Here is a 23,061-nt window from a genome sequence, read left to right as displayed (position 1 = left end):
CTAACCGAACCACTTAACTCCCACTCAACTACTTTATCCATTCTATTCTCACTTCAACTTCTCATGCAGCCCATGATCATCGAGAATCTTAATGTTAGATATTTTCCCCTCACCATTCACATTCACTCTTCCCTCTACCTTCTTTTCTTTCTCATCCATTCCATCTTTTCCATACATCACATGTACCGTGAAGTCATAAGCTCCTTCCGTAGACTCAGCTTGGTCCAGCTCTATATTCCCCACACGAAATTGATAGTCAGTCGCATGAGATCTTAATGGATAATCCATCGCAAAATTACCAATAAAACGCTCATACATATTGGGAGTGAAATAGGATTTATATTGTTTTTCCAAATATTTATCAAGTTCAGTGGGAGTTTCTGGTGAGGAACTTTCTCCTTCTCCTCCTATGACAGTTACATTTTCAGGGTCCTCGAATAATTCCACCAACTCTTCATCGGGTCCCGTAAATTGTTTTTCCAATACGTGTTTAATCGTATCGATATGTTTTTTTTCCGTTGAGGATGTAGCTTCCATTGAGCAGCCGAGCAGTGACAAAGGCAGTAAAAACAACAGCAATTTATACATAGATACCCTCCGCTTTGTGTTATCTTCCTTTCTTATCTCTACGATTTCTGCTCGAATCCGTTTCAATTAATTGGTAATACCACATAAAAAAGCAGCTCATTCCAAAGAGTCTGCCTTCAAAATGAACTGCTTCCTTATTATAAAGTGGAGCTCAACATAACATCGCCACGAGGTGCTTCACTTGTCGCATTTGGTTCTTTCGAAATAGCAATTTGCTCCCACGTTCTATCCGTTTCTATCGTGTACGAAACGGCTCCTTCACCATTTGAGTTGGTAACAAAGCTACCTGCTCGGTGTGGCTGCTCGCCTTCGATTAACCAAACTTGATATACCTCTTCCCCTTCAAGAGGTTCAAGTCCTGCAGCTTCTACGACAAGCGTCATTCTACTATCCTTTTTTATAAAAGCTGCACTTGCTTTCCCTGCTGTTTCTCCCTGTAAATCTATTTTTCTCGTCACCTGATCGATTACCTGGACGGTTTCTGCTGGACCACTTTTTTTATCTTTCGATAGTATCGAATACGCATGCCCACTAATTGAAAACAAAAGCCCTGCTGCCAACAAGGATATCACCCAATGTTTATAATCCTTCTTTTTGTTCGGTATCGAAACAACCCGCTCATCTTCTTGATGCTCCTCTACACCTGGTAGCACGCGAGCTTTCATGTCATCAGGAGGATGAACAGGCTCAGCAGCAAAAGGTAACACGTCCATTATCTCCATCAAATCATCGAACTCTTCCTGGCAATACGCACAATCCTTCTTATGCTTTTCGAACTGATACGCATCCTCTTCGGAAAGCGCTCCATTCACATAATCTAGTAAACTGTTACACGCCTTTTGCATACCGCATTCTCCCCCTTTCTATTTTCATATTTATTCCTTCTTTTCTTCATCTTTCTAAAAAGTAATCGAACTTATACCCTCTTTGGATCACTAATAAACCAAAAAAACACCATTTTTATAAGAAAAAATTTTAACAAGCTCCCACCTTTTTCACATCACTTACAATTTCCGACAACCATTCTTTCTATCTATTGCTATATATTGAAAACATTGCTAAAATTATATGAAAATTATCAAAATTAGCAATAAACTACAACTCTAGGAGGATCTGACTATGAAACTCTACTTATCGGTTGATATGGAGGGGATAACGGGAATACCTGACCAATCCTTCATTGATTCAGATAAACATAATTACGAACGCGCGCGGCGTATCATGACAGAAGAAACAAATTATGTCATCGATTCTGCCTTCAACAATCAAGTCGAGGATATCCTCGTTAATGACAGTCATTCCAAAATGAATAATATTTTGATTGATGAGTTAAATCCTGACGCAGAGCTAATAACAGGCGATGTAAAGCCCTACTCGATGATGCAGGGACTGGATGATTCCTTCTCTGGAGCGATGTTTCTCGGCTATCACGCTCGAGCAGCCACTCCTGGTGTAATGTCCCATTCGATGATCCACGCGGTACGCAGTTTTTACATAGATGATGTAGCCGTAGGAGAACTTGGATTGAACGCTTATGTAGCAGGATATTATGGCATTCCGATTCTCATGGTTGCCGGCGATGACCGGGCTGCTGCGGAGGCAGAAGCATTGATTCCCAATGTAACGACGGCTGCAGTTAAAAAATCGCTGTCCCGCTCATCCGTTCATTCATTAACTCCAAAAAAAGCAGGAGCACTGCTCCAAGAAAAAACAGCGCAGGCCATCGAGAATCGTCACAACGTTCAACCACTCGTTCCGCCTGACAGTCCAACACTTCGAATTGAGTTCGCTAATTATGGCCAAGCGGAGTGGGCAAACTTAATGCCTGGTACCGAAATTGAACCAAACTCAACTACCGTATCTTTTAAAGCAAAAGATATTCTAGAAGCCTATCAAGCGATGCTCGTCATGACGGAGCTAGCGATGCGTACGTCATTCAGTTAGGGGGAGCTTTGCATGGTCAAATACATAACCAAACGACTCGTGCTCATGATTTTAACGATTTTCATCATCGCATCGCTCACCTTTTTCTTGATGCATGCGATTCCTGGCTCTCCATTTAACGAAGAACGCGGTACCAACGAAACCGTTCAGGCGAACCTGGAAGAGCACTATCACTTAGATGAACCTTTACTCGTTCAATATTTTATTTATATGAAATCTGTCGTGACATTTGATTTCGGACCTTCCATAAAGCAGCCGACGGAAACCGTCAACGACCTGCTTGGACGAGGTTTCCCGATTTCAGCGGAGCTCGGTATTATTTCCATTGTCGTCGCCGTCATCTCTGGCATTATTCTCGGTGTATTTGCAGCACTAAGACATAACGGTATCATCGATTACATGGCGATGGCCTTTGCTGTACTAGGGATATCCATTCCAAACTTTGTGCTAGCGACGTTACTGATTCAAAAGTTTGCTGTGGATTGGGACGTCCTCCCTGCTGCAACGTGGTCGAGTCCTATGCACATGATTTTGCCAACCATTGCCTTGGCAACTGGTCCGATGGCCATCATTGCGCGTCTAACCCGTTCGAGCATGATTGAAACGCTGACGCAGGATTACATAAAGACCGCTCACGCTAAAGGGTTGAAGCCTTGGAAAATTGTCATCAAACATGCGTTAAAAAATGCGCTCATGCCCGTGGTTACCATTATGGGAACTTTGTTAGCAGGTGTTTTAACAGGAACCTTCGTTATTGAAAAAATATTCGCGATTCCTGGCATGGGGAAATATTTCGTCGAAAGCATTAACCAGCGTGATTACCCCGTTATTATGGGGACAACCGTTTTTTACAGCGCATTTTTAATCGGGATGTTGTTTTTAGTGGATATCGCATATGGGTTGTTGGATCCACGTATCAAACTTCATAAAGAAGGAGGAGAGTAAAGGTGCTTCCAGCTACAGAAGAAAAAGAACAACAAACAAATCCTTCTGATATTCCAGATGATTGGTTTAAGCCGAAGCAAAAAGACACGAGCGAGGCTGAATCCGTTGTCCGGCCTTCTTTATCATACTGGGAGGATGCATGGCATCGACTTCGCAAAAATAAAATGGCTATGGGCGGGCTCGTCTTCTTGATATTGCTCGGATTCATGGCTATTTTCGGACCAATGCTCTCCCCTCATACCGTAGGCGAGACGACACTATCCAATCAAAATAAGCCACCTTCTTCTGACCATTGGTTCGGTACCGATAAACTTGGTCGTGATGTATTCACGAGAACGTGGTTCGGTGCGCGGATTTCCTTATTCGTCGGAATCATGGCAGCCTTGATTGATTTTTTCATCGGGGTAGCTTACGGCGGTATTGCTGGCTATAAAGGTGGACGCACGGATAGCGTGATGATGCGTATTATTGAGATTTTATATGGATTACCATACTTACTCGTCGTGATTTTATTACTAGTGGTAATGGGACCAAGTCTCGCCACCATCATCGTCGCCTTAACCGTAACCGGCTGGGTCGGCATGGCCAGGATAGTCAGAGGACAAGTGCTTCAGCTCAAAAATTACGAATTCGTGCTCGCCTCGCAATCGTTTGGGGCTAAGACGAAACGAATCATCCAGAAAAATTTATTACCGAATACGATGGGACCGATCATCGTCCAAATGACCTTAACGGTTCCAACAGCCATTTTCGCAGAAGCGTTCCTAAGCTTTTTAGGACTTGGTATCCAATCTCCTTATGCAAGCTGGGGTGTTATGGCAAATGACTCACTAGGAGTTATTTTATCTGGACACTGGTGGCGCTTATTTTTCCCAGCATTCTTTATCTCGGCAACGATGTTTGCCTTTAACGTACTAGGGGACGGACTTCAAGACGCCCTGGATCCGAAGCTAAGGAGGTAGCAGCGATGGAAAAAATACTCGAAGTAAACGACCTTCACGTTTCCTTTCAGACATACGGCGGTGAGGTAAAGGCGGTACGCGGTGTAAGTTTTGACTTACATAAAGGGGAAACGCTAGCGATTGTTGGTGAATCAGGCTGTGGGAAGAGTGTTACGGCCAACAGCATCATGAAGCTGATTCCTTCCCCACCTGGCAAAATTGCCAACGGATCGATTTATTTTAAAGGAAGAGATCTCACGAGACTTAGCGAAAAAGCGATTCGCGACATTCGCGGCGTAGATATCTCGATGATTTTCCAAGATCCGATGACAGCGTTAAACCCAACGCTAACGATTGGAAACCAACTGACAGAAGGTATTAAACAGCACCAAAACATAACGAGCAAGGAAGCGAAAACAAAAGCGATCGACATGCTGAACCTCGTTGGCATTCCCAACCCAGAGGAACGCATGAAGCAATACCCGCACCAATTTAGCGGAGGCATGAGACAGCGCATCGTCATTGCAATGGCACTTATCTGTGAACCTGAGCTTTTAATTGCAGATGAACCAACCACCGCCCTTGATGTGACGATTCAAGCGCAGATCCTTCAGCTTTTTAATAAGATTCAACAGGAAACAGGCGTATCGATTATTTTAATCACCCATGACCTCGGCGTCGTCGCAAAAATCGCTGACCGTATCGCCGTCATGTACGCCGGTAAAGTCATCGAAGTGGGCACACGAAAAGAAATTTTCTATACCCCACAGCACCCGTACACACAAGGGTTACTAAACTCCGTACCGCGCTTGGATAAGCGCAAGGAGAAACTCGTTCCGATTGACGGAACGCCACCCGACTTGTTCGCCCCTCCACAGGGCTGCCCCTTCACAGCAAGGTGCCCCAAAGCCATGGAGGTGTGTGGAAAAGTATATCCGATTCATTCCGAGCTATCGAATACCCACGAGGTGGACTGCTGGCTTCAGGATGAACGGGCAAAACAGCATATAGCAACATAAAACACTAAGGGGGAATCAATTATGAAGAAAGTCTTGTCGATTTTATTGGCATCGATGCTAGCTCTCGTACTAGCTGCCTGTACCGCCAACGAAAGTGCAGGAAATGAAGAGAATGATTCTAGCAACGACAACAGCGATGGTGGTAGCGAGGAAAAAGTTCTATACATGAACAATGGTGTTGAGCCAACCTCCATGAACCCACCAATCGGATTTGACGCAAACTCTTGGAACATTTTGAACAACGTAATGGAAGGCCTAACTCGCCTTGGAAAAGATGATACTCCTCAAAAAGCAACCGCAGAAAATTGGGAGAAATCAGAAGACGGCACCGTGTACACATTCAAAATCCGCGACAACGCGAAATGGTCCAACGGTGACGATGTAACTGCGGAAGACTTTGAATATGCGTGGAAGAACCTAGTCGATCCAGAAACTGCTTCTCCAGCAGCCTTCCTAGCCTACTTCATTGAAGGCGCGGAAGCGTATAACAAAGGTGAAGGGTCTCGTGACGATGTAATGGTGGAAGCTGTTAGTGAAAAAGAATTAAAAGTAACCCTAACATCTCCAACAGGCTTTTTCATTAACCTAACAGCAAACCCAGCCTTCTTCCCTGTTAATAAGGAAGTAGCTGAAAACAATCCAGAATGGTACGCAGAAGCAGATACATTCGTAGGAAATGGTCCATTCAAAGTAACCGAATGGAAGCACGACAGCGAAATGATGATGGCGAAGAACGAAAACTACTGGGACAAAGAAACCGTGAACCTGGATAAAGTACACTGGGCAATGGTGAACGATCCAAATACGGAATATCAAATGTACAAAAGTGGTGACCTAGATTCATCCGCTATTCCATCTGACATGGCAGACCAGCTACTGGATAGTGAAGAAGCAGTCATTGAAGACCAAGCCGGAACGTATTTCTATCGTTTCAACGTTAATAAAGAACCATTCCAAAACAAAAAGATTCGTAAAGCTTTTGCGCTTGCTATCAATCAGAAGGAAATCGTTGATTATGTAACGAAGAATAAAGAAGAAGCAGCATATGGTTTCGTCTCTCCTGGCTTCACAAGTCCATCTGGTGAAGATTTCCGCGAACACAACGGAAAAATGGTCGAGCCAGACCCAGAAAAAGCGAAGCAACTGCTTGAAGAAGGTATGAAAGAAGAAGGCTATGATGAGCTTCCAGCTGTAACGCTAAACTACAACACAAGCGAATCTCACAAAGCCATCGCTGAAACAATGCAACAAATGTACAAAAAGAACCTTGGTGTTGATATCGAACTAGCGAACGCAGAATGGAACGTGTTCCTTCAAAATCAAAAAGACCTGAAACACCAACTATCTCGTAGCTCATTCCTAGCTGACTACGCAGACCCAGTTAACTTCCTAGAAAGCTTCGTAACCGACTCTACGATGAACCGTACAGGCTGGTCCAACGAAGAATACGACAACCTAATCGAAAAAGCCAAAAACGAAACAAATGACGAAAAACGCTGGGAATACATGTACGAAGCAGAAAAAGTACTATTCGAAGAAATGCCAATCTTCCCAATCCACTACTACAACCAAGTAGTACTACAAAAACCTGACGTAAAAGACGTCGTACGCCACCCAGTAGGCTTCCTTGAGCTTAAATGGGCGGATAAGGAATAATCTACACGCTCGCATAATGATGAAATCAAAGGGCTCTCATGCACACGTTCGTGTGTGTGAGCAGTCCTCTTTTTTCAGAGTGGAGTTGGTGAGCTCGACCCTTATCCCCCGCCCTTTTCAGCGCAGTGTATCGACTGTGTCGAGGGGCGATATGGTTGGAAATCCTGGTGGGCGTGGCCTGGCGGGGAGCGATATCGGGTAATATTAGCGACTCTCATTGGTTAATCTATCGGCGACTCTGATTTAAGCTAGTGCACCACCTCTATACATATAAAGGAGGCACCTAAATGATTCTACCTAATCGATTACGAGCTGGTGACACAGTTGGCGTGATTGCACCAGCAAGTCATCCTAACCAAGAATATCTAGAAAAAGCTCTCCCCTTTTTGCAGGAGGAGCTCGGGCTGAATGTACAGCTCGGGAAATATGTGTCCGAGAAAAATGGCTATTTAGCAGGAACAGACGAGGAACGGCTGGAAGATCTTCATGATATGTTCAAGAATCCTGATATTGCTGGCATTATTTGTGCTGGTGGCGGGTACGGAACAAGTCGTATTTCCTCGGAAATAAATTTCGATTTGATTCGTGATAATCCGAAAATATTCTGGGGATATAGCGATATTACGTATCTTCATACGGCCTTTCGACAAAAAGCTAACCTCGTTACGTTTCATGGGCCAATGCTAAGCTCGGATATTGGAAAGGAGGATTTCGACACGCTGTCACGCGAGATGTTCCAGCAACTATTTGAGCCAACCTCTCTTACATATGATGAAGGTATTTCCCCACTTACTGTGCTCTCTGAAGGAGAAGCCACTGGCGAAATTGTTGGCGGGAATTTGTCGTTACTCGTTACATCTATTGGTACGGAATACGAAATTGACACAGCTGAAAAAATGCTTCTTATCGAGGATATTGGCGAGGAACCATACCGGGTTGATTCTTTTTTGAATCAGTTGAGGCAAGCCGGTAAATTACATGATGCAGCCGGTATTATCGTTGGAGATTTTAGCAAGGCGGAGCCGAAAGAACAGGATGCAGCGATTCCACTTTCCAAAGTGTTGGAGCATTATTTTGCTGATTTACATAAACCGGTTCTTTCCGGCTTCAAAATTGGACATTGCTTCCCACATTTCGCTGTACCGCTAGGCGCTACAGCCAGTCTATCAAGCCACAGCAAATCGCTCCATATCACACCTGGAGTAAAATGAAAGGATGACAACTATGAAGATCGAGTCGATTGAAACGTATCCCGTGGCGATTCCATTAAACAAGCCATTTAAAACGGCACTTCGCACGGTTACTGTTGCAGAATCTATCTATGTAAAAGTAACGTGCGACGATGGCACCGTTGGTTGGGGAGAAGCACCTCCCACCCACGTCATAACGGGCGAGAGTCTTTTTAGCATCAAGGAAACGATTGAGCATATACTGAAGCCCGCTATACTTGGCATGACACTGCTTGAGCGAGAGAACGTTTTTCATACGTTACATAAGGCAACGGTGGGCAACACCAGTGCCAAAGCGGCTATCGATATAGCGCTACACGACTGCTTTGCGCAAAAATGTGGCCTCCCTCTCTTTCAATTGTTAGGCGGAAGCTCGAGCTCCTTGGAAACAGACTACACCGTTAGTGTGAACAGTCCTGAAGAGATGGCAGAGGATGCAGCGGAATACATACAAAATGGTTTCAACGTGCTGAAAATCAAGGTAGGTAAAAACGATATTGAAACCGATATCGCCCGCATTCAAGCGATACGCAACGAAATCGGCTCAGAAGCTACTATCCGCCTCGATGCCAACCAAGGCTGGACCGCAAAAGAAGCCATTTATGCGATACGGCGTATGGAAGAGCTTTTTTTAAACGTGGAACTGGTGGAGCAGCCCGTAAAAGCACATGACATAGAAGGGCTGAAGCAGGTAACGGATAATACCAATACGCTGATTATGGCCGATGAGAGTATCTTTTCACCAGACGATGCCCGACGCGTTCTCACTACCAGAAGCGCGGATCTTTTGAACATTAAATTAATGAAAGCGGGCGGTATTCACCGCGCTATGCAAATCAATAAGCTGGCCGAAAGTTTTGGCGTAGCATGTATGGTCGGCAGCATGATTGAAACCAAGCTTGGCGTTACAGCAGCAGCCCATTTTGCAGCGAGCCAACGCAACATCACACGTGTTGATTTTGACGCACCTCTGATGTTGAGTAAGGACTTAATAGATGGTGGTATCAACTATGACGGCCGCCATATTTCCTTTTCAGAAGGAGCAGGACTAGGCATCGAGCACGTATATTACGAAAATTAACCAATAAGGAGACGATTGTATGACTGCGAACACAACTTGGGTGGTGCAGGTTCCCGTTGCAACGGTATGGACCTCCCCCACCTCAGCCCGAGAAATCGACCAACCTGGACTAACGAACCCTTTAAAATTAAAGGAATGGTATGACGCGATGACGTACGAACCACGCGTGGCATTATGTGACGATAACCTCGTACAATCTCAGCTACTATACGGAGAGGAAGTTCTTTTGCTCGAGGAAAAAGACGGCTGGTCTCACATCATTGCTCTACACCAGCCATCGAAAAAAGACCAACGCGGCTACCCTGGCTGGGTCCCAAGCGCACAACTGAAAGAAATCGATGATGACCACTGGGATGCAGGTCCTGTAGCACTCGTTACGGTGCCTTCCACGACATTATATAATTTAGAAAAAGAAGCACTATTTGAGTTGAGTTACCTAACCATCCTCCCTTATCTCGATATAAAGGATGGCTTCGTGAAGGTACACACACCAAATGGAGATGGTTTTTTACCAGAAACAGATGTGGAAGTGTACATTTCTCGCGATGAGATACCTAAAGGAACTGGCTTAGATATTGTCGCAGCTGGAGAAAAATTCATCGACCTTCCTTATTTTTGGGGCGGCATGAGCTCCTATGGCTATGATTGCTCAGGCTTTAGCTACAACATGCTCAAAGCAAATGGCTACGAAATTCCGCGTGATGCATCCGACCAGGTCAATCGCGGAAAGGATATTCCGTTAGATGAAATGCAGCCAGGTGACCTGATTTATTTTGCCTATGAAGAAGGAAAAGGCGCCGTCCATCACGTTGGGATTTACTACGGAGACGGCAAAATGCTCCATGCACCGAAAACCGGCAGAAGCGTGGAAGTAATTGATCTAGCAGGCACTTACTATGAAAAAGAGCTTTGCGCGGCCCGCCGCTTTTGGGAGGAATCATCATGAAAAACGAAGTCGCCCTACAAGTGAAAAACTTGAAGAAATACTTTCGCCTCGGCAAAGGCCAGGATTTGAAGGCTGTCGATGATGTCAGTTTTGAAGTGTATAAAGGCGAAACATTTGGCCTTGTAGGCGAATCAGGTTGCGGTAAATCCACGACAGGTCGTACCATTATGGGATTATATAACGCGACGGAAGGCGAAGTTTTTTATAAAGGCGATGACGTTCATAAAATGAACAACAAGGAAAAATTCGCTTTGAACCGTCAGATGCAGATGATTTTCCAAGATCCATACGCATCCTTGAATCCACGCTCTACAGTAAAAGAAATCATCTCAGAGCCAATGGAGATTCACAAAATGTTCTCCAACGAAAAAGAGAAGCTAGACCGCGTTTACGCGCTACTAGAAGAAGTCGGGCTGAACCGCGACCACGCCAACCGCTACCCTCACGAATTCAGCGGCGGACAGCGCCAGCGTATCGGTATCGCGCGTGCGCTCGCATTGGACCCTGATATCATTATCGCAGACGAACCGATTTCTGCGCTGGACGTATCGGTACAAGCGCAAGTTGTGAATTTGATGGAAAAATTACAGCAGGAAAAAGAGCTCACCTACCTGTTCATAGCCCATGACCTATCGATGGTGCAGCACATATCGGACCGCATCGGCGTCATGTACCTGGGCCACATGGTCGAGCTCACAGAAAGCGAGGAGCTTTATAATAACCCGCTCCACCCATACACCCGCGCCCTGCTGTCTGCAATCCCAATTCCAGACCCAGACGTCGAGGACGAGCGAGAACAAATCGTAATCGAAGGCGAAATACCAAGCCCCATCAACCCACCAAGCGGCTGCGTCTTCCGCACCCGCTGCCCTATGGCTATGGAGGCCTGTGCTGAGGTAACGCCGAAATGGCAGGAGATTGGCAAGGGTCACTATGTTGCTTGTCATTTGTATAATGATGAGATCGATGATTCGCCGTCGAGTGCGCAGGGCTCTGGCGGGGTTAAGGTGAATATTCGTTAGTGTGGTGGAGAGCCAGGGCTGGGAGGCCCTGGTTTTTGTGTGGGTGGGGGGGGTGGTCGATCCTGGCACTATTTTGCTGGAGTGCGGAGCTCGGAAATCGGTGTTTGCTCGGAAATTTGAAATTATGATCGCAAATTTCAAATTTTGCTCTGATTTTTCAAAATTTGCTCCGAAATCTCGAATTATGCTCTGAAATAAAAAAATTTGCTCCGAAACAAGGAATCCACCTGTAAATGTCTAATAGTATTATATCAGCAGAAAGGAGATTGATATGATTGTTAAAGATAACAGCACGCAGCCTATATATTTAAGGAAACTAGAGGCTCTAACTAGGCGGTTGCCACAAAGTCATCCTAAATGGGTAGAAATCAAGGAGAAGCATCGCACCTTTGCAGCTGGTTACGCAGGTGAGAAAGCCCTTCACTATCCCCTATCCTTCACGGAAGGAACCTTCCACCTCTTTTTCGACTTACGCCTCAAACTTTCTTACAACAAATACTTTCAGATGGATTCTTTACTAGTAACTCCCTCTTTTATGTTAATCATCGAAGTTAAAAACATTTCAGGTACCCTATTTTTTGATGATCGATTTCAGCAAGTCATTCGTACCAATGAAGCTAATGAATCAGCACTACCTGACCCTATTCAACAAGTGGAAGCGCAAAAAGCGAAATTTAAGCAATGGCTATTTGAACATAACTACCCCGTTCTTCCTATAGAAACCCTGGTGGTGAGCGCGAATCGTTATTCCGTCTTAAAAGCTTCCGACACACACTCAAATGCTACAAGTAATGTTATTAGAATTGAGACTCTCCCTCATAAGATTAGTTACCTCCAACAAAAGTATCCTACATCACATCTGACTTCCTCTTCCCTATTTCAACTTAGCGATGAACTACTTCTGCATCATCAGGAATACTCGCCAGATATATTAACACTTCATCAATTAAAGCCAGATCACCTTCAAAAAGGTCTTTTTTGCAATGAATGCGGGCATCTATCTATGAAACGTATCCACTCAAAATGGGTATGCCCCAGCTGTTCCCACCTATCAACTAATGAGCATATTCAAGCGTTAAGAGATTTTGCTCTCTTGATAGATTCGAGCATTAATAACCCCCAACTTCGTGATTTTCTTATGATCAATTCTCGCCACACGGCCAAACACATCTTATCCAAATTGGATGTAGTTAAGATTGGCGAAAATAAAGGTAGTCGATATTCACTTGAAAGTTTACTTTAGAGGCAGAATGTTCTATTGGGCATTTGCTCGGAAATTTTAAAAAATGATCGCAAATTTGAAATTATGCTCGGAAATTCCGGATTTTGCTCTGAAATCTAAAATTTTGCTCGCAAATCAAAAAAATTGCTCCGAATCCGGGAATCATGCCAAGCATCCCCCCTCAAAATCTATGATAAAATAGCAACATCACAATCAATTTGAAAGGATGAGTCACTATCAGCTTTTTATCAAAAGTCAAACCATATATCTTAAGTGACAGCAAGGTACTACAGAATTTTGCATTATACAATATTGATAACAGTCACCTTGGGGACGAAGAAGCTTTCCTTTTAGCATTAGAGGCAAATGATAAAAGTGGTCCTAACGCAACGTACAATTCAATTATTCCTAAGCTACATACTTATACAATTGGACGTAAGGGGTTCGAAGCTCTATTAGAACGGTTAAAAAGAAATGACGATGACTTTCATTGGTATTTCCGCCTTCTTCTACATTGTGATACTAGTTTTTTTCAAGAGTATGGGGAGGAAGTGTTAGACGCTACCGATGGTAAATTCAAAAGTATTACTGATATAGCTAATGCTTATATGGAAGATTTACAAGAGGAATTACCATTATTAATAAATCAATTTGATCAAGAAAACGACGTCACAGCTTCTATTGTAGCTAAACGAATCATAGATCGGATGATTCAAGAAGAATGGTTAACAGAAAAGGACATTCTACAAGTTATACAAGAAAAAGATAATAATTCAGCTAGTAAGATTATTTATGTATATGCTGCAGGAGAAACTAATGAACCTTCTCTAATACCGGCGCTAGCCTCTTTACTAGAGGTTGATTTTGAGGATGATATGTTAGCTCAAGAAGTCATTCATGCCCTTATTAAAATCGGTTCAGATGAAGTGGTGCAAGCAGTAAAACCATATTGCTTTAAGGATGGAGCGTCATTTTATGCTATTGATGTGATACAAAATATTAAATCGTCTCTAGCACATGATACACTTTTATCAATGTTCGACGAAGTAGAGGGTCCCATGGAAAAAACATTAATAGCTTCTGCCCTATGTACTCAATTAACCGTGGAAGGTATCCCTAAAGTAGAATATATGGTAGAAAACGGCTACGAAGAGAGCATGCTTGAGTTAGATGAAGACCTTTACTGTTGCTGTGTCATCAACGAAATTGAGCATCCTAAATTGCCTGTATGGGAAGAGAAAATCAATTCCAAAACAACCCCATCTGATGAAGAAATTTTTCAGCAACTCCAAGAGTATATGCAACAATATGAAAACCAAAACACTCCCACCAAAAGCAAAAAAGTAGGCAGAAATGAACCTTGTCCTTGTGGCAGTGGTAAAAAATACAAAAAATGCTGTGGTACAAACTAAAGGAAGCCTTACAGTAGGCTTCCTTTCTTCTTTCAGATATACTACTACAGATCCTTATAAAGCCCCTTCATCCGCGACTCAAACACAGGAACATTCTTCCTCGTCCTCTCCACAGCACTCAAGTCCAGCTGGGCTTCTACAGTCTCTTCGCCTTCAATGCTTCCTTCGGCTAGCACATCGCCGATGGGGTCGATGATCATCGAGGTGCCACTGAAGGTGGTGCCGTTGTAGCTGCCGCATCTGTCGCTGGAGATGACGTACATTTGGTTTTCGATGGCGCGGGCTTTTTGCAGGGTCATCCAATGGTTTCTTCTAGCTAGTGGCCATTCTGCTACGATGAAAAGGACTTCTGCTCCTTCTAGTGCTAGTTGGCGGGTTAGCTCCGGGAAGCGTAAGTCGTAGCAGATGATGATGCCCATTTTTACTCCGTCCAGCTCGAAGGTCTCTGCCGTTTTTCGCCCGCCTGCTAGATAGGTAGGTTCGTCAAGCATCGGTACAAGATGGATTTTGTCATATTGATAGACGACCTCGCCTTGTTTATTGACAACGCAGGCAGTGTTAAACGCTTCTCCATCTACAATGTTGGCAAACGATCCTCCGATTACATGTACCTGATAGGTCCGGGCCATCTCCTGTAAAAAGGAGGTCGTTGGCTCGCCCTCTTTGTCTGCTACCTCATGTAATTCAGGCAATGTATAGGCTGTCGTCCACATTTCAGGTAAAACGACCATATTGTATTCACTATTTTTCACCGTATGCTCCATCCACTTCCGTACCCGCTCGTGATTGGCTTTTACATCCCCAGGAATAATGTCCATTTGATAAATCGCTACGTTCATATTTTTCCCCCTACGCTACGTCATTGTATATACACTATACTAAACTGATTCGGCTTAGAAAACCAAATTTTCTGATTTCTATTTTTATAACATTCCCCCTAAAAGTCGCCGATACCCTCTCTTCGGGGCCGCGGTCCCCCAGCAACCACAAAAAACCCCGCTCGCCCTGAGCGGGGTTGCTCCACCTATTCTTCCGTCTCTTCAGATTCATCTTCACCTTCTTCCTCACCATTATCCCCATTCAGGCCGCGCTCTTCCTTCAATTGAAAGTAGGCGTCTAAAATATCTCTACCAATCTCTTTATTGGCTTGATATTGGGTGTAACCTGGTGATGAGATAGATCCGGTGTTTGGTACGAGGACGGAGAAGGCGATTTCCGGGTCCTCGTATGGGGCGTAGCCTACGAGTGTTAGGTTTTCTAGTTCGTGACGCTTGTAATCATAGGTTTTGCCGTTTTCATCGCGTAATGGTTCGTAGTAGTTTACCTGGGCAGTTCCGGTTTTTCCGGCTGCTTTGTATCCTTCTGTATCAGCAAAATAGCCATCTGCTGTACCTAGTTGATTGTTGAATACTTGGTAAAAGCCTGTTTGTACGCGTTGGATATACCTTTCATCCATTGAGATACGGTTTAACACGTTGGTATCGTTCGACTGAATGATAGGACCTAATTGATCTTTGTTGTCTTTATTTGTAATGGGTTCTCTGACATCGTTGACGAGGCGTGGCTGTAATCGATAACCATCATTAGCAATAGTAGATACATATTGTGCTAGTTGTAGAGCAGAGTATGTATCATACTGTCCAATTGCCAGGTCAAGCATATTACCTGCTCGGAAATTATCACTTAACAGGCCGGCCGTTTCGGTCTGGCTTGGTAAGTCGATGCCCGTTTTCACACCTAATCCAAATTGGGCATAATAGTTTCGGAACACCTGGAAACGCCCTGGTTGATAGGACAATTTTTCTCCCTTCTCGTAACTAGGGTCGCCTGCAATCCTCATTCCTATATGGAACATGTAGACGTTGGAGGATCTTTTTAGTGCTTCGATGTCATTGACATAACCTAAATTGGAATAGGAAGCCTTTAGTGGCGTTCCTGCCAAATCGATCGGCTGGTCATAGATTGGTTCCCCAGCTGATACTACGCCATAATCATATCCAGCAAGCAACGTTGCTCCTTTCACTGCAGAACCTGGTGCTACAGGTGAGGTAACAGCGTTAATACCAGTATTTCGGAATGCTTCAGCATCTTCGTTCCACGTTTGCCCTGAGATGCCAAGAATCTCACCGGTTTGCGGATCCATCGCTACAGCCATCGCTTCATCTAGAAAACGATTTTCGTATGGGAATTTATTTCTGGCCTTTGTCAGGTGCTCTTGAAGAATCGAATCCATTTTCTGTTGCAGTTCCATATCAACAGTTAGCTGCAGATTTTTTCCTTGCTGGCCCTTGTTAATGATGTTTTCGTCAACAATCTCTCCACTTCGATCCGTCTCATATTGGATGGTTTTCTTCTGGCCTTTTAACAGAGGCTCGTATTTTTCCTCGAGCCCACTCTCGCCAACACGAGCGTTTCGACTATAATTTCGAGCTAAGAAATAGTCTAGACTATCCTTCGGCAACCCATCTTCTGTGACGCTTCCTAGGAAATCACGGAAATGCCCTTCATATGGATAAGCGCGTTTCCAATCTGTTGACACGTTAATTCCCTGTAAATTTTGTTGGTGCTCAGCTACCCTTGCATATTCCTCTTGTGTTACGTTTTTATTTTTAATGACATGAGGGGTGAAGGCATAGGCACTGTCCATTTTTCGCTTTATCGCTATGATTTCTAGCTCTTTTTTGCCATAATCAAGATCTTCTTCTGGATCAATTTTATCTAATAGAATCTCATAAGGAGTTGGTTCGTCCGCTGCTTTCTCCTCATCGGTGTACTTCAGTTCTTCTTCCGTCAGACGTTCTTTTTTAGCATCTTCATTATTTAAAATCCAAAAATCCTTCTGATCCCGAACTGGAATATTTTCTGTATCTTCGTCATTCATATCAATCAATTTCGCTAATTCTCTCGCCAATTCAAGGTGACGCTTCTGACTTGGCGTTTTTTCCATCGGGGTGTAGGTGATGGAATAGAGTGGTTGCGTATCTGCCACGACATTGCCATACCGATCATACATTTTCCCCCGTGGCACAGGCACACTTACCTTTTGATTGGTCGTCTTATTGATCTCCTCTTGCGCATCCGCTCCATATAAGATCTGCACGACTCCTAATTGAAGGATCAGTCCAGAGAATAACAAGAAGATAATGAAAAAGAGCACATTCAACCGAAAAGGGACTTGTGACTTTTTACCGTTCTTCTTCTTCCTCATAATTTTACACCCCTGTTACAAATAGATTACAATCCAGCCCAAATTTTACCACAGTTGTTGGATATTCACTACCATTTGGTTCGTGTGACGTTTTTTTGAACAAAAAATATCCATTTCCTACAAGGCCTGACATCCCACCATGACCGTTCTGACTCACGTAATAAAAATGTAAAATAATCCATTCCCCATCTACCCTCATGCTCCACCCCCCTCTCTCGTATGGTATGTATGTAACCAACTCATTCAGCAGATTTTGAGCTACCGTCATAGCACAAAAAATCGCTGAACATGGCTTTTGCTGGAGCCGAGTTGGGTGCAATGCAGATGCTAGAGTCGCAATGTTCGTTACGTTTGCGACTAGCTTATGTACTTCCCCTATATTAAAAGCTCACTTCCCAATCAAGTGAGCCTCCCTATGCAAGAAGCCTATCCCCCGTCAGGATAGGCTTCTTTATTATTGTTGTGGTGGGATGGGGGGACAGGTCCCTCATCCCAAAAAACGGGATGAGGGACCTGTCCCCTTGTCTCAATGACTAAAAAAAGCGCTCAGGAAAATCTGAGCGCTTTCTATCGTAATATTTAAGTTTTCTAATTAAACTACCCATAATTCTCGCTTTTAATTATCATTCTGGTTATATTGTTCAATTAAATCGTTCCATAAATCATCCCAGGAACCATTGAATTTTTTCCATTGACCATTCTCTGATATTTCTAAAACTTCACCTTTTCCTGATATAAACTCAATTGTCCTATCGGCATCTTTGTAAGTGCTGATTGGTAGTTCGACTTTGATTGAATTGATTTGAGAATGCTTCCTTAAAAATATTTCGTAATCAGAAGCGTCATCAATACCCTTTCTGACCTGTTCGCCTATCAATGAATATTTTGTTGAATCCTCTAAACGTTGAGCCAACTCTCTTTGTTGATACAAAGTCTCGAATGCCTTGTCAAAAGTCAGGACTTTTGTTTCGGTTGTAACTTGTTTATTAGCGTTGAATGAATAAAGTTTAACATGAGCCACTATATTCGGGATATTTGCCAATATGAAGATTAGAGCAGCGATACTCAATATAATAGATACTGTCTTTTTCATGACTTTACTCACCTATCTTTATCAGGGATGTTCCCTCTCTCTTATATAAGCGTTCAACTATTCTGCCCTGTGCATAAATATTGAGCTTTCGCCTCTGTTCTAATGATTTACTTTATTGCTTCAGATTTTTAATATGTAACAACCAATCAATGCCTGCTCCTATTAAGGCTCCCAATGCAATACCAAGAGCTAACTGATTAAATGCTGCCCCAAGTGCAACACCTATCGCAGTACCAACAGCTATAAATGTACCTTTTCCTTTACGTTTTTTGTCCAAAGGTTCACTTCCTATTATAAAATGATTTATTGTGATTCGATTTAACCCACTATTTTCCTATTAATATATCATATTTACACAAAAGGTAAATACGCCAAACAACGAAAGACTCCGTCGCTTTCCTGGGATGGGGGGACAGGTTCCTCATCCCAAAAAGTGGGACGAGGGACCTGTCCCCTCATCCCACCCTCGTCCCACAAAAAAAGAGCCGCCCTTGGGACAGCTCTTCTAACTTACTCACTGTAGAATTCTGAGTCTAATTCTTGTTCGTTTGTTACATCGTAAAGCATGTGATCTTCAACGCCTACGCGGTATTCGCCTGTTTTTTCTCCGTCAGGGTTTTTCGTCGTGAAATAGTAATGCTCTTTGGCGATAATATCGTTAAGGGAATAAGATTTAACCGGTTCTACTCTTTCGTATTCTTCATCATCTTTGCTTTTTTCCTTGTACATAACTTTGTATGCTCTAGGTAAATCAGATTCTATGGTGTGACTGTTTTCTCCTGAGAATGCACCAAATTCGTAAGTACCGTTATTATACAGGGTATTGGTAATCATGGATTGGTGATCGATTGGGTGGAAGATGGATTGCATATCATCAATCAACCATTCGTCATCGACTTTCTTCATGGTGTACTTCCACATTTTTGGCACGTGAAGGTAAAATTCTGATACGTATAATTCACGTGTATTCTCATCCACTTTTACAACTTCATGCTCTATAAGCTCTGATAGTTTATGAGAAGCTAGTGGGAAGAAACGATGAGGTTCATAGAAATCTGTGCGACTCGCTGTTTGATAAATATCTTCCATCCAGTGACTCTCAATATACTCTTTTGTGTAGCCACCTTCTAGACTCTGGCGGAATTCCTCTTCAGGTATATCACTGATTGGCTTTTGCACTTCTTCCCACTGCTGTAGGTTATTTTGAATCATGGTTTGAACGTCATTTTCTTCGTCGATGATTTTCTGAAGTACTTTTTCTGGATTGAAATCTCCATCAATGGTAAAGGAAAGCTCGATATTATTATTCATGCATGATTGCTGAGTTGCGCAAACCTGATCTTTTAAAATATGTAGTGTGTAGGTTTTCCCGTCTTTATATCCACCTTCAGGGGCAGCTACTTTTACTTTCTTTTGAGTTTCTCCAAATGAAACATCTGTGTTCACTACTTCACCGTTTGCATTTTTCACAACAAAACCATCTTCCAATGCAGATGATTGAACTTCTGTGTTCAAGCTAATCGTAAACGTCTTTGTCGGTTCAACGTTTCGCTCGCGATCCGTTTCTAGTGCTGATACTTCTTGTTGGATAGATAGAATGAAAAAGGCTATTAAAGCTATCGATGCTATCCTTGCTACTTTATACATATAAATAAAAACTCCTTTAGTAAAAAAATAAGTATGTACTAGAGTTGTTCCACTAGTAGCAAGGGTTGAAACCCACATATGACGGAAATGAGGAATTTTTCTCGAAAGGAAGATTTTTGAGATAAAAGGATTTACAATATAATATTTTCTAAATCGTTTGAAACCTTTTTTTCATAGTTTCGTCTAAAGGGATGATCCCATGCGTAAAATCATTCCAAAATGGGAATAGAATGACAGACTATCTATTTAAATGGAGGTATTTCATGCACAAACGACTTTGGAGTTCAGTCATGCTTACGTTCTTAATTATGCTTGTTTCTAGCATTTCCGTAAGCGCTGCAACAGAAATGGAAGCAGAGGATGACGTAAGCTTAGGCAAAAAGTGGACGATTACCTTTAACACTGAGGTGGATGACGCGGCTGCTAACCGCAAATACATCGCTGTTATGAATGAGGAAGGCGAAGCGCTACAAAATGTCGTAACATTTGATGGTAAAAAAGCTTACGTTTATGCGCCTGCAGATAACTATGATCCTGATACAGCTTACACATTAAATGTAGATTCAGACTTACAATTCACCAACGGTAAAACATTAAAAGAAGAAGTAACGATGGACTTCACAACTGCTGAATCAGGAAACGAAGACCCTTATCTTGATTCAGAATTTGCACAGCTATTAATGGAAGGCAAAATGAAAGGCATGCCACTTCAAACAGGCGTAACGAAGCAGGATGTGAAGGACGAAGTAGGCACGGATTTTGAAACAAGTGAAGTAGAAGGCGCAGACATTATGAGCTATCCTGACAAAGGGTATGGATATGGCTACTCAGTTAAGAGCGAGTACATCCATGTTCTTGCAAACTATGTATCTGACATGGACCTTCACCGTGATGAACTCGTTAAAGTACTAGGTAAGCCATCTTATGAAGGTGTCAACACAATCGGTAGTAACAACTACATCATGATTTATGAAAATATCGGCGATAACTACAAACTACTAGTAGACTTTGAAACCACAGAGAAGTCTTCTAAATTAGTTGATATTTCTCTCGTTGAATTAGGATATTAAGATGAAAAGATCTACAGGCTCTTTGGAGCTTGTAGGTCTTTTTTTGTGATGTAGTGGTTTTGTGTGATGGAGCATTGTGTTGCGGAAGAGCGAGCGTATCGATTGGTGATACGAGTGTACATTAGGCTAGAGCATACATATTAGTGGATGAGGTGAGCTTAAGTGCCGCCAGATTGCGCAATATCGGCCAGCGATACGGCGTTACCTCTGTTAGGAACGTGTATGTCGCTGGGCGATATGGGCATGCACTGGACCGGAGCGAGCATCAGCCGCGTGGTACAAGGATGAACTGTGCTAAAGCGCGTATGTCGTTGGGTGGTACGAGCATTACCTGTGCTACAGTGCGAATGTCGCCGGGCGATAAGCATGAATTGGGCCTTGAGCGAGCGTATCGGGCGGCGGTACGAGCAACACCTATGGTATAGCACGTATATCGCTAGGCGATATATCCACCCGATGCGAGCATATCGCTGGGCGATACAGTATCAGTATTGCTCGCTTATCCTCAGAAATCATTATTGCCCCACAGGCTAGATTAAGCCTGTGGGGCTTTTTATGTCCCATTCCTGGGCAGTCTGAGAGCTCCCTCCGTCTAAAGACCGGTAAAAGTTCATGCTTGCAACCGTTATGGAAAATCGCGCCATTCCCTATACTAAAGATAGAAAGAAACACAACAACAACTCACCAACCAAAAGGAGGATGACAGCATGTTTAACGAATTCGAAGTAGCGTATGAAATGGACCAACGCAGACCAAGATAAACGATGTACACAAAAAAGGAGGTAGATGGTATGTATAACTACAACGATTTCGAGCTTGAGCACATCATGGAAGAACGCCGTCCGAGATAGATGGCTTGTATGTAGTTCGATACGCTTAAACGAAAACAGGGGGAGGAAAAACCAATGATCCTTACAGAAGCTGAAATTCGAGATATGATTGATCAACGTAAACCGAGAAGATAGAGGAACCAGCCGATTTCTAGGGGGAGAAACACGTGAATACAATACTAAATTAACCTTATTGCACTCAAGAGGAGATCCTGAGGCAATAAGGTTTTTTGTTTATAATAATAGGATATTTTAAATCCAAATACTATCTGTTAATGTTCTCCTTCAAGCTTCTGTCTAAAATCTCCAATTGAATCATCTGAAGTTATGGCAATTCGAGGTACCTCGTATATATCTTTGGAAGGCTTAGCCTTTATTCCCTGAACGGTAAATGCCACATTAAATCCAATATCTTTTACAGCTTCAATCGCTTCCTTATCATAACTACCATAAGGGTAGGCAATGGCAATTTTAGCATTATTTAGATTTTGCAAGCTTTTTTTTAAATCACTTTTTATTTCTTCTTTTGATTTTGAAACTAAAAAAGCTTTTCCATCTTCTGTTCTTTGATGAAAGTTATACGTATGAGTTTGAAATTGAAACACGTCACAGCTATTTTTTATGTCATGGAGACTAAAGTATTGAAATTCTCTAGGGTCATATTCAGTTTTCTGTTCAGAAACCAATCCAGTAACTATGAAATCAACAGCAGTAAATCCGTAAGATTTGAGCACCGGATACGCCTCAGTAAAGTTATCTTTAAATCCATCATCGAAGGTAATCAATACACTTTTTTCAGGAACCTCAAATTCATTCTTTATAAAACTCAAAAACTCCTGTAAATTAAGAACAGCATATCCTTCATCATGCAAGTACTGCATTTGTTTCTCAAATTCTGACTTTAACACCACTGTTTCTAATAAATTGTTATTTTCATTAAAGTGTACGTCACTTATGTCGCTATCATCGATGATTCTGTGATACATCAATACTGGTATCTTTTCAGCCGTTTCTCCTATCATTAAATTAAATTCACGGATGTCATCAGTCCACCTTTGGCACTCTTTGATTTTAAAAGATTTATCTTCAGAAAAAAGTGCATTACGTGAAAATGCTTTGGCAAAATCATCATAGTAAAACATAAAAGCTCCTGAAAACAATATGATAAACGACATTAAGAAAATGATATTGAAAAGATATCTTTTCAT

At 42.7% G+C, this 23,061-nt stretch carries 21 protein-coding genes; 12 read left to right on the top strand and 9 right to left on the bottom strand.

All coding sequences use genetic code 11. The features are described 5' to 3' along the window. Positions 1-48: 48 nt before the first annotated feature. Together N782_RS00785 and N782_RS00780 are read right to left on the bottom strand one after the other, a co-directional pair. On the bottom strand, positions 49-588 hold the full coding sequence (locus tag N782_RS00785) for a hypothetical protein (protein WP_036815249.1): 540 nt from the start codon (positions 586-588) through the stop codon (positions 49-51). A 137-nt stretch (positions 589-725) separates the two neighbouring features. Beyond that, positions 726-1,433 (bottom strand): anti-sigma factor, encoded by a 708-nt coding sequence (locus N782_RS00780; RefSeq protein WP_036815247.1) that lies wholly within the window; start codon positions 1,431-1,433, stop codon positions 726-728. Between the two features lie 274 nt (positions 1,434-1,707). Here N782_RS00780 and N782_RS00775 point away from each other — a divergent pair, with 274 nt between their 5' ends. The 11 genes from N782_RS00775 to N782_RS00720 all read left to right on the top strand — a co-directional run bounded on the left by N782_RS00775 (position 1,708) and on the right by N782_RS00720 (position 14,005). Further along, on the top strand, positions 1,708-2,532 hold the full coding sequence (locus tag N782_RS00775; RefSeq protein ID WP_036815245.1) for a M55 family metallopeptidase: 825 nt from the start codon (positions 1,708-1,710) through the stop codon (positions 2,530-2,532). A 12-nt stretch (positions 2,533-2,544) separates the two neighbouring features. Further along, a complete protein-coding gene (locus tag N782_RS00770; RefSeq protein ID WP_036815243.1) occupies positions 2,545-3,477 on the top strand; it encodes an ABC transporter permease in 933 nt (310 codons plus the stop codon). Positions 3,478-3,479: 2 nt separating this feature from the next. Next, on the top strand, positions 3,480-4,439 hold the full coding sequence (locus tag N782_RS00765; protein ID WP_036815241.1) for an ABC transporter permease: 960 nt from the start codon (positions 3,480-3,482) through the stop codon (positions 4,437-4,439). A gap of 5 nt (positions 4,440-4,444) precedes the next feature. Next, positions 4,445-5,437: an ABC transporter ATP-binding protein gene (locus tag N782_RS00760; protein WP_036815239.1), complete on the top strand. Its 993-nt coding sequence runs from the start codon at positions 4,445-4,447 to the stop codon at positions 5,435-5,437. A gap of 21 nt (positions 5,438-5,458) precedes the next feature. Next, on the top strand, positions 5,459-7,093 hold the full coding sequence (locus tag N782_RS00755; protein WP_036815238.1) for a peptide ABC transporter substrate-binding protein: 1,635 nt from the start codon (positions 5,459-5,461) through the stop codon (positions 7,091-7,093). A 287-nt stretch (positions 7,094-7,380) separates the two neighbouring features. After that, the gene (locus N782_RS00750) at positions 7,381-8,304 is read left to right on the top strand and encodes a S66 peptidase family protein (protein WP_036815237.1); all 924 of its coding nucleotides are present in this window, start codon (positions 7,381-7,383) and stop codon (positions 8,302-8,304) included. Positions 8,305-8,317: 13 nt separating this feature from the next. Further along, positions 8,318-9,403 carry a mandelate racemase/muconate lactonizing enzyme family protein gene (locus N782_RS00745; protein WP_036815236.1) on the top strand — a complete coding sequence of 362 codons (1,086 nt, stop codon included), beginning with the start codon at positions 8,318-8,320 and terminating at the stop codon, positions 9,401-9,403. Positions 9,404-9,422: 19 nt separating this feature from the next. Then, on the top strand, positions 9,423-10,349 hold the full coding sequence (locus N782_RS00740; RefSeq protein WP_036815234.1) for a C40 family peptidase: 927 nt from the start codon (positions 9,423-9,425) through the stop codon (positions 10,347-10,349). Beyond that, positions 10,346-11,371, top strand: coding sequence for an ABC transporter ATP-binding protein (locus tag N782_RS00735; protein WP_036815232.1), 1,026 nt, complete (start codon positions 10,346-10,348; stop codon positions 11,369-11,371). Before N782_RS00740 ends, N782_RS00735 begins: the two co-directional genes overlap by 4 nt. Before the next feature lie 271 nt (positions 11,372-11,642). Next, a complete protein-coding gene (locus tag N782_RS00725) occupies positions 11,643-12,614 on the top strand; it encodes a nuclease-related domain-containing protein (protein WP_036815228.1) in 972 nt (323 codons plus the stop codon). A gap of 530 nt (positions 12,615-13,144) precedes the next feature. Further along, the gene (locus N782_RS00720) at positions 13,145-14,005 is read left to right on the top strand and encodes an SEC-C metal-binding domain-containing protein (protein ID WP_036815227.1); all 861 of its coding nucleotides are present in this window, start codon (positions 13,145-13,147) and stop codon (positions 14,003-14,005) included. 44 nt (positions 14,006-14,049) lie between these two features. On the opposite strand, the gene N782_RS00715 is transcribed toward N782_RS00720, so the two are convergent. The 6 genes from N782_RS00715 to N782_RS00695 form a co-directional block, all read right to left on the bottom strand. After that, positions 14,050-14,844, bottom strand: coding sequence for a carbon-nitrogen family hydrolase (locus tag N782_RS00715; RefSeq protein ID WP_036815225.1), 795 nt, complete (start codon positions 14,842-14,844; stop codon positions 14,050-14,052). A gap of 185 nt (positions 14,845-15,029) precedes the next feature. Beyond that, a complete protein-coding gene (locus N782_RS00710) occupies positions 15,030-17,213 on the bottom strand; it encodes a peptidoglycan D,D-transpeptidase FtsI family protein (RefSeq protein WP_036815222.1) in 2,184 nt (727 codons plus the stop codon). 4 nt (positions 17,214-17,217) lie between these two features. Beyond that, positions 17,218-17,412 (bottom strand): hypothetical protein, encoded by a 195-nt coding sequence (locus tag N782_RS00705; RefSeq protein WP_036815219.1) that lies wholly within the window; start codon positions 17,410-17,412, stop codon positions 17,218-17,220. A gap of 417 nt (positions 17,413-17,829) precedes the next feature. Then, positions 17,830-18,306, bottom strand: a complete 477-nt coding sequence (locus N782_RS00700) for a hypothetical protein (RefSeq protein WP_036815217.1) — start codon at positions 18,304-18,306, stop codon at positions 17,830-17,832. A gap of 112 nt (positions 18,307-18,418) precedes the next feature. Then, complete coding sequence (locus N782_RS21720) at positions 18,419-18,583, bottom strand: glycine zipper domain-containing protein (RefSeq protein WP_202595654.1); 165 nt, start codon at positions 18,581-18,583, stop codon at positions 18,419-18,421. Between the two features lie 233 nt (positions 18,584-18,816). Then, positions 18,817-19,953, bottom strand: a complete 1,137-nt coding sequence (locus tag N782_RS00695) for a hypothetical protein (RefSeq protein ID WP_036815215.1) — start codon at positions 19,951-19,953, stop codon at positions 18,817-18,819. A gap of 263 nt (positions 19,954-20,216) precedes the next feature. Between N782_RS00695 and N782_RS00690 the strand changes: the two genes are divergently transcribed. Then, on the top strand, positions 20,217-21,023 hold the full coding sequence (locus N782_RS00690; RefSeq protein WP_036815212.1) for an Ig-like domain-containing protein: 807 nt from the start codon (positions 20,217-20,219) through the stop codon (positions 21,021-21,023). 1,102 nt (positions 21,024-22,125) lie between these two features. Here N782_RS00690 and N782_RS00685 read toward each other — a convergent pair. Continuing rightward, positions 22,126-23,061 (bottom strand): polysaccharide deacetylase family protein, encoded by a 936-nt coding sequence (locus tag N782_RS00685; protein WP_036815209.1) that lies wholly within the window; start codon positions 23,059-23,061, stop codon positions 22,126-22,128.

The organism is Pontibacillus yanchengensis Y32 (assembly GCF_000770635.1).
In the GTDB taxonomy this organism is placed as follows: Bacteria; Bacillota; Bacilli; order Bacillales; family BH030062; genus Pontibacillus; species Pontibacillus yanchengensis.
The sequence above is the reverse complement of the archived record's forward strand: the minus strand, read 5'-3'. Positions and strand labels throughout refer to the sequence as shown.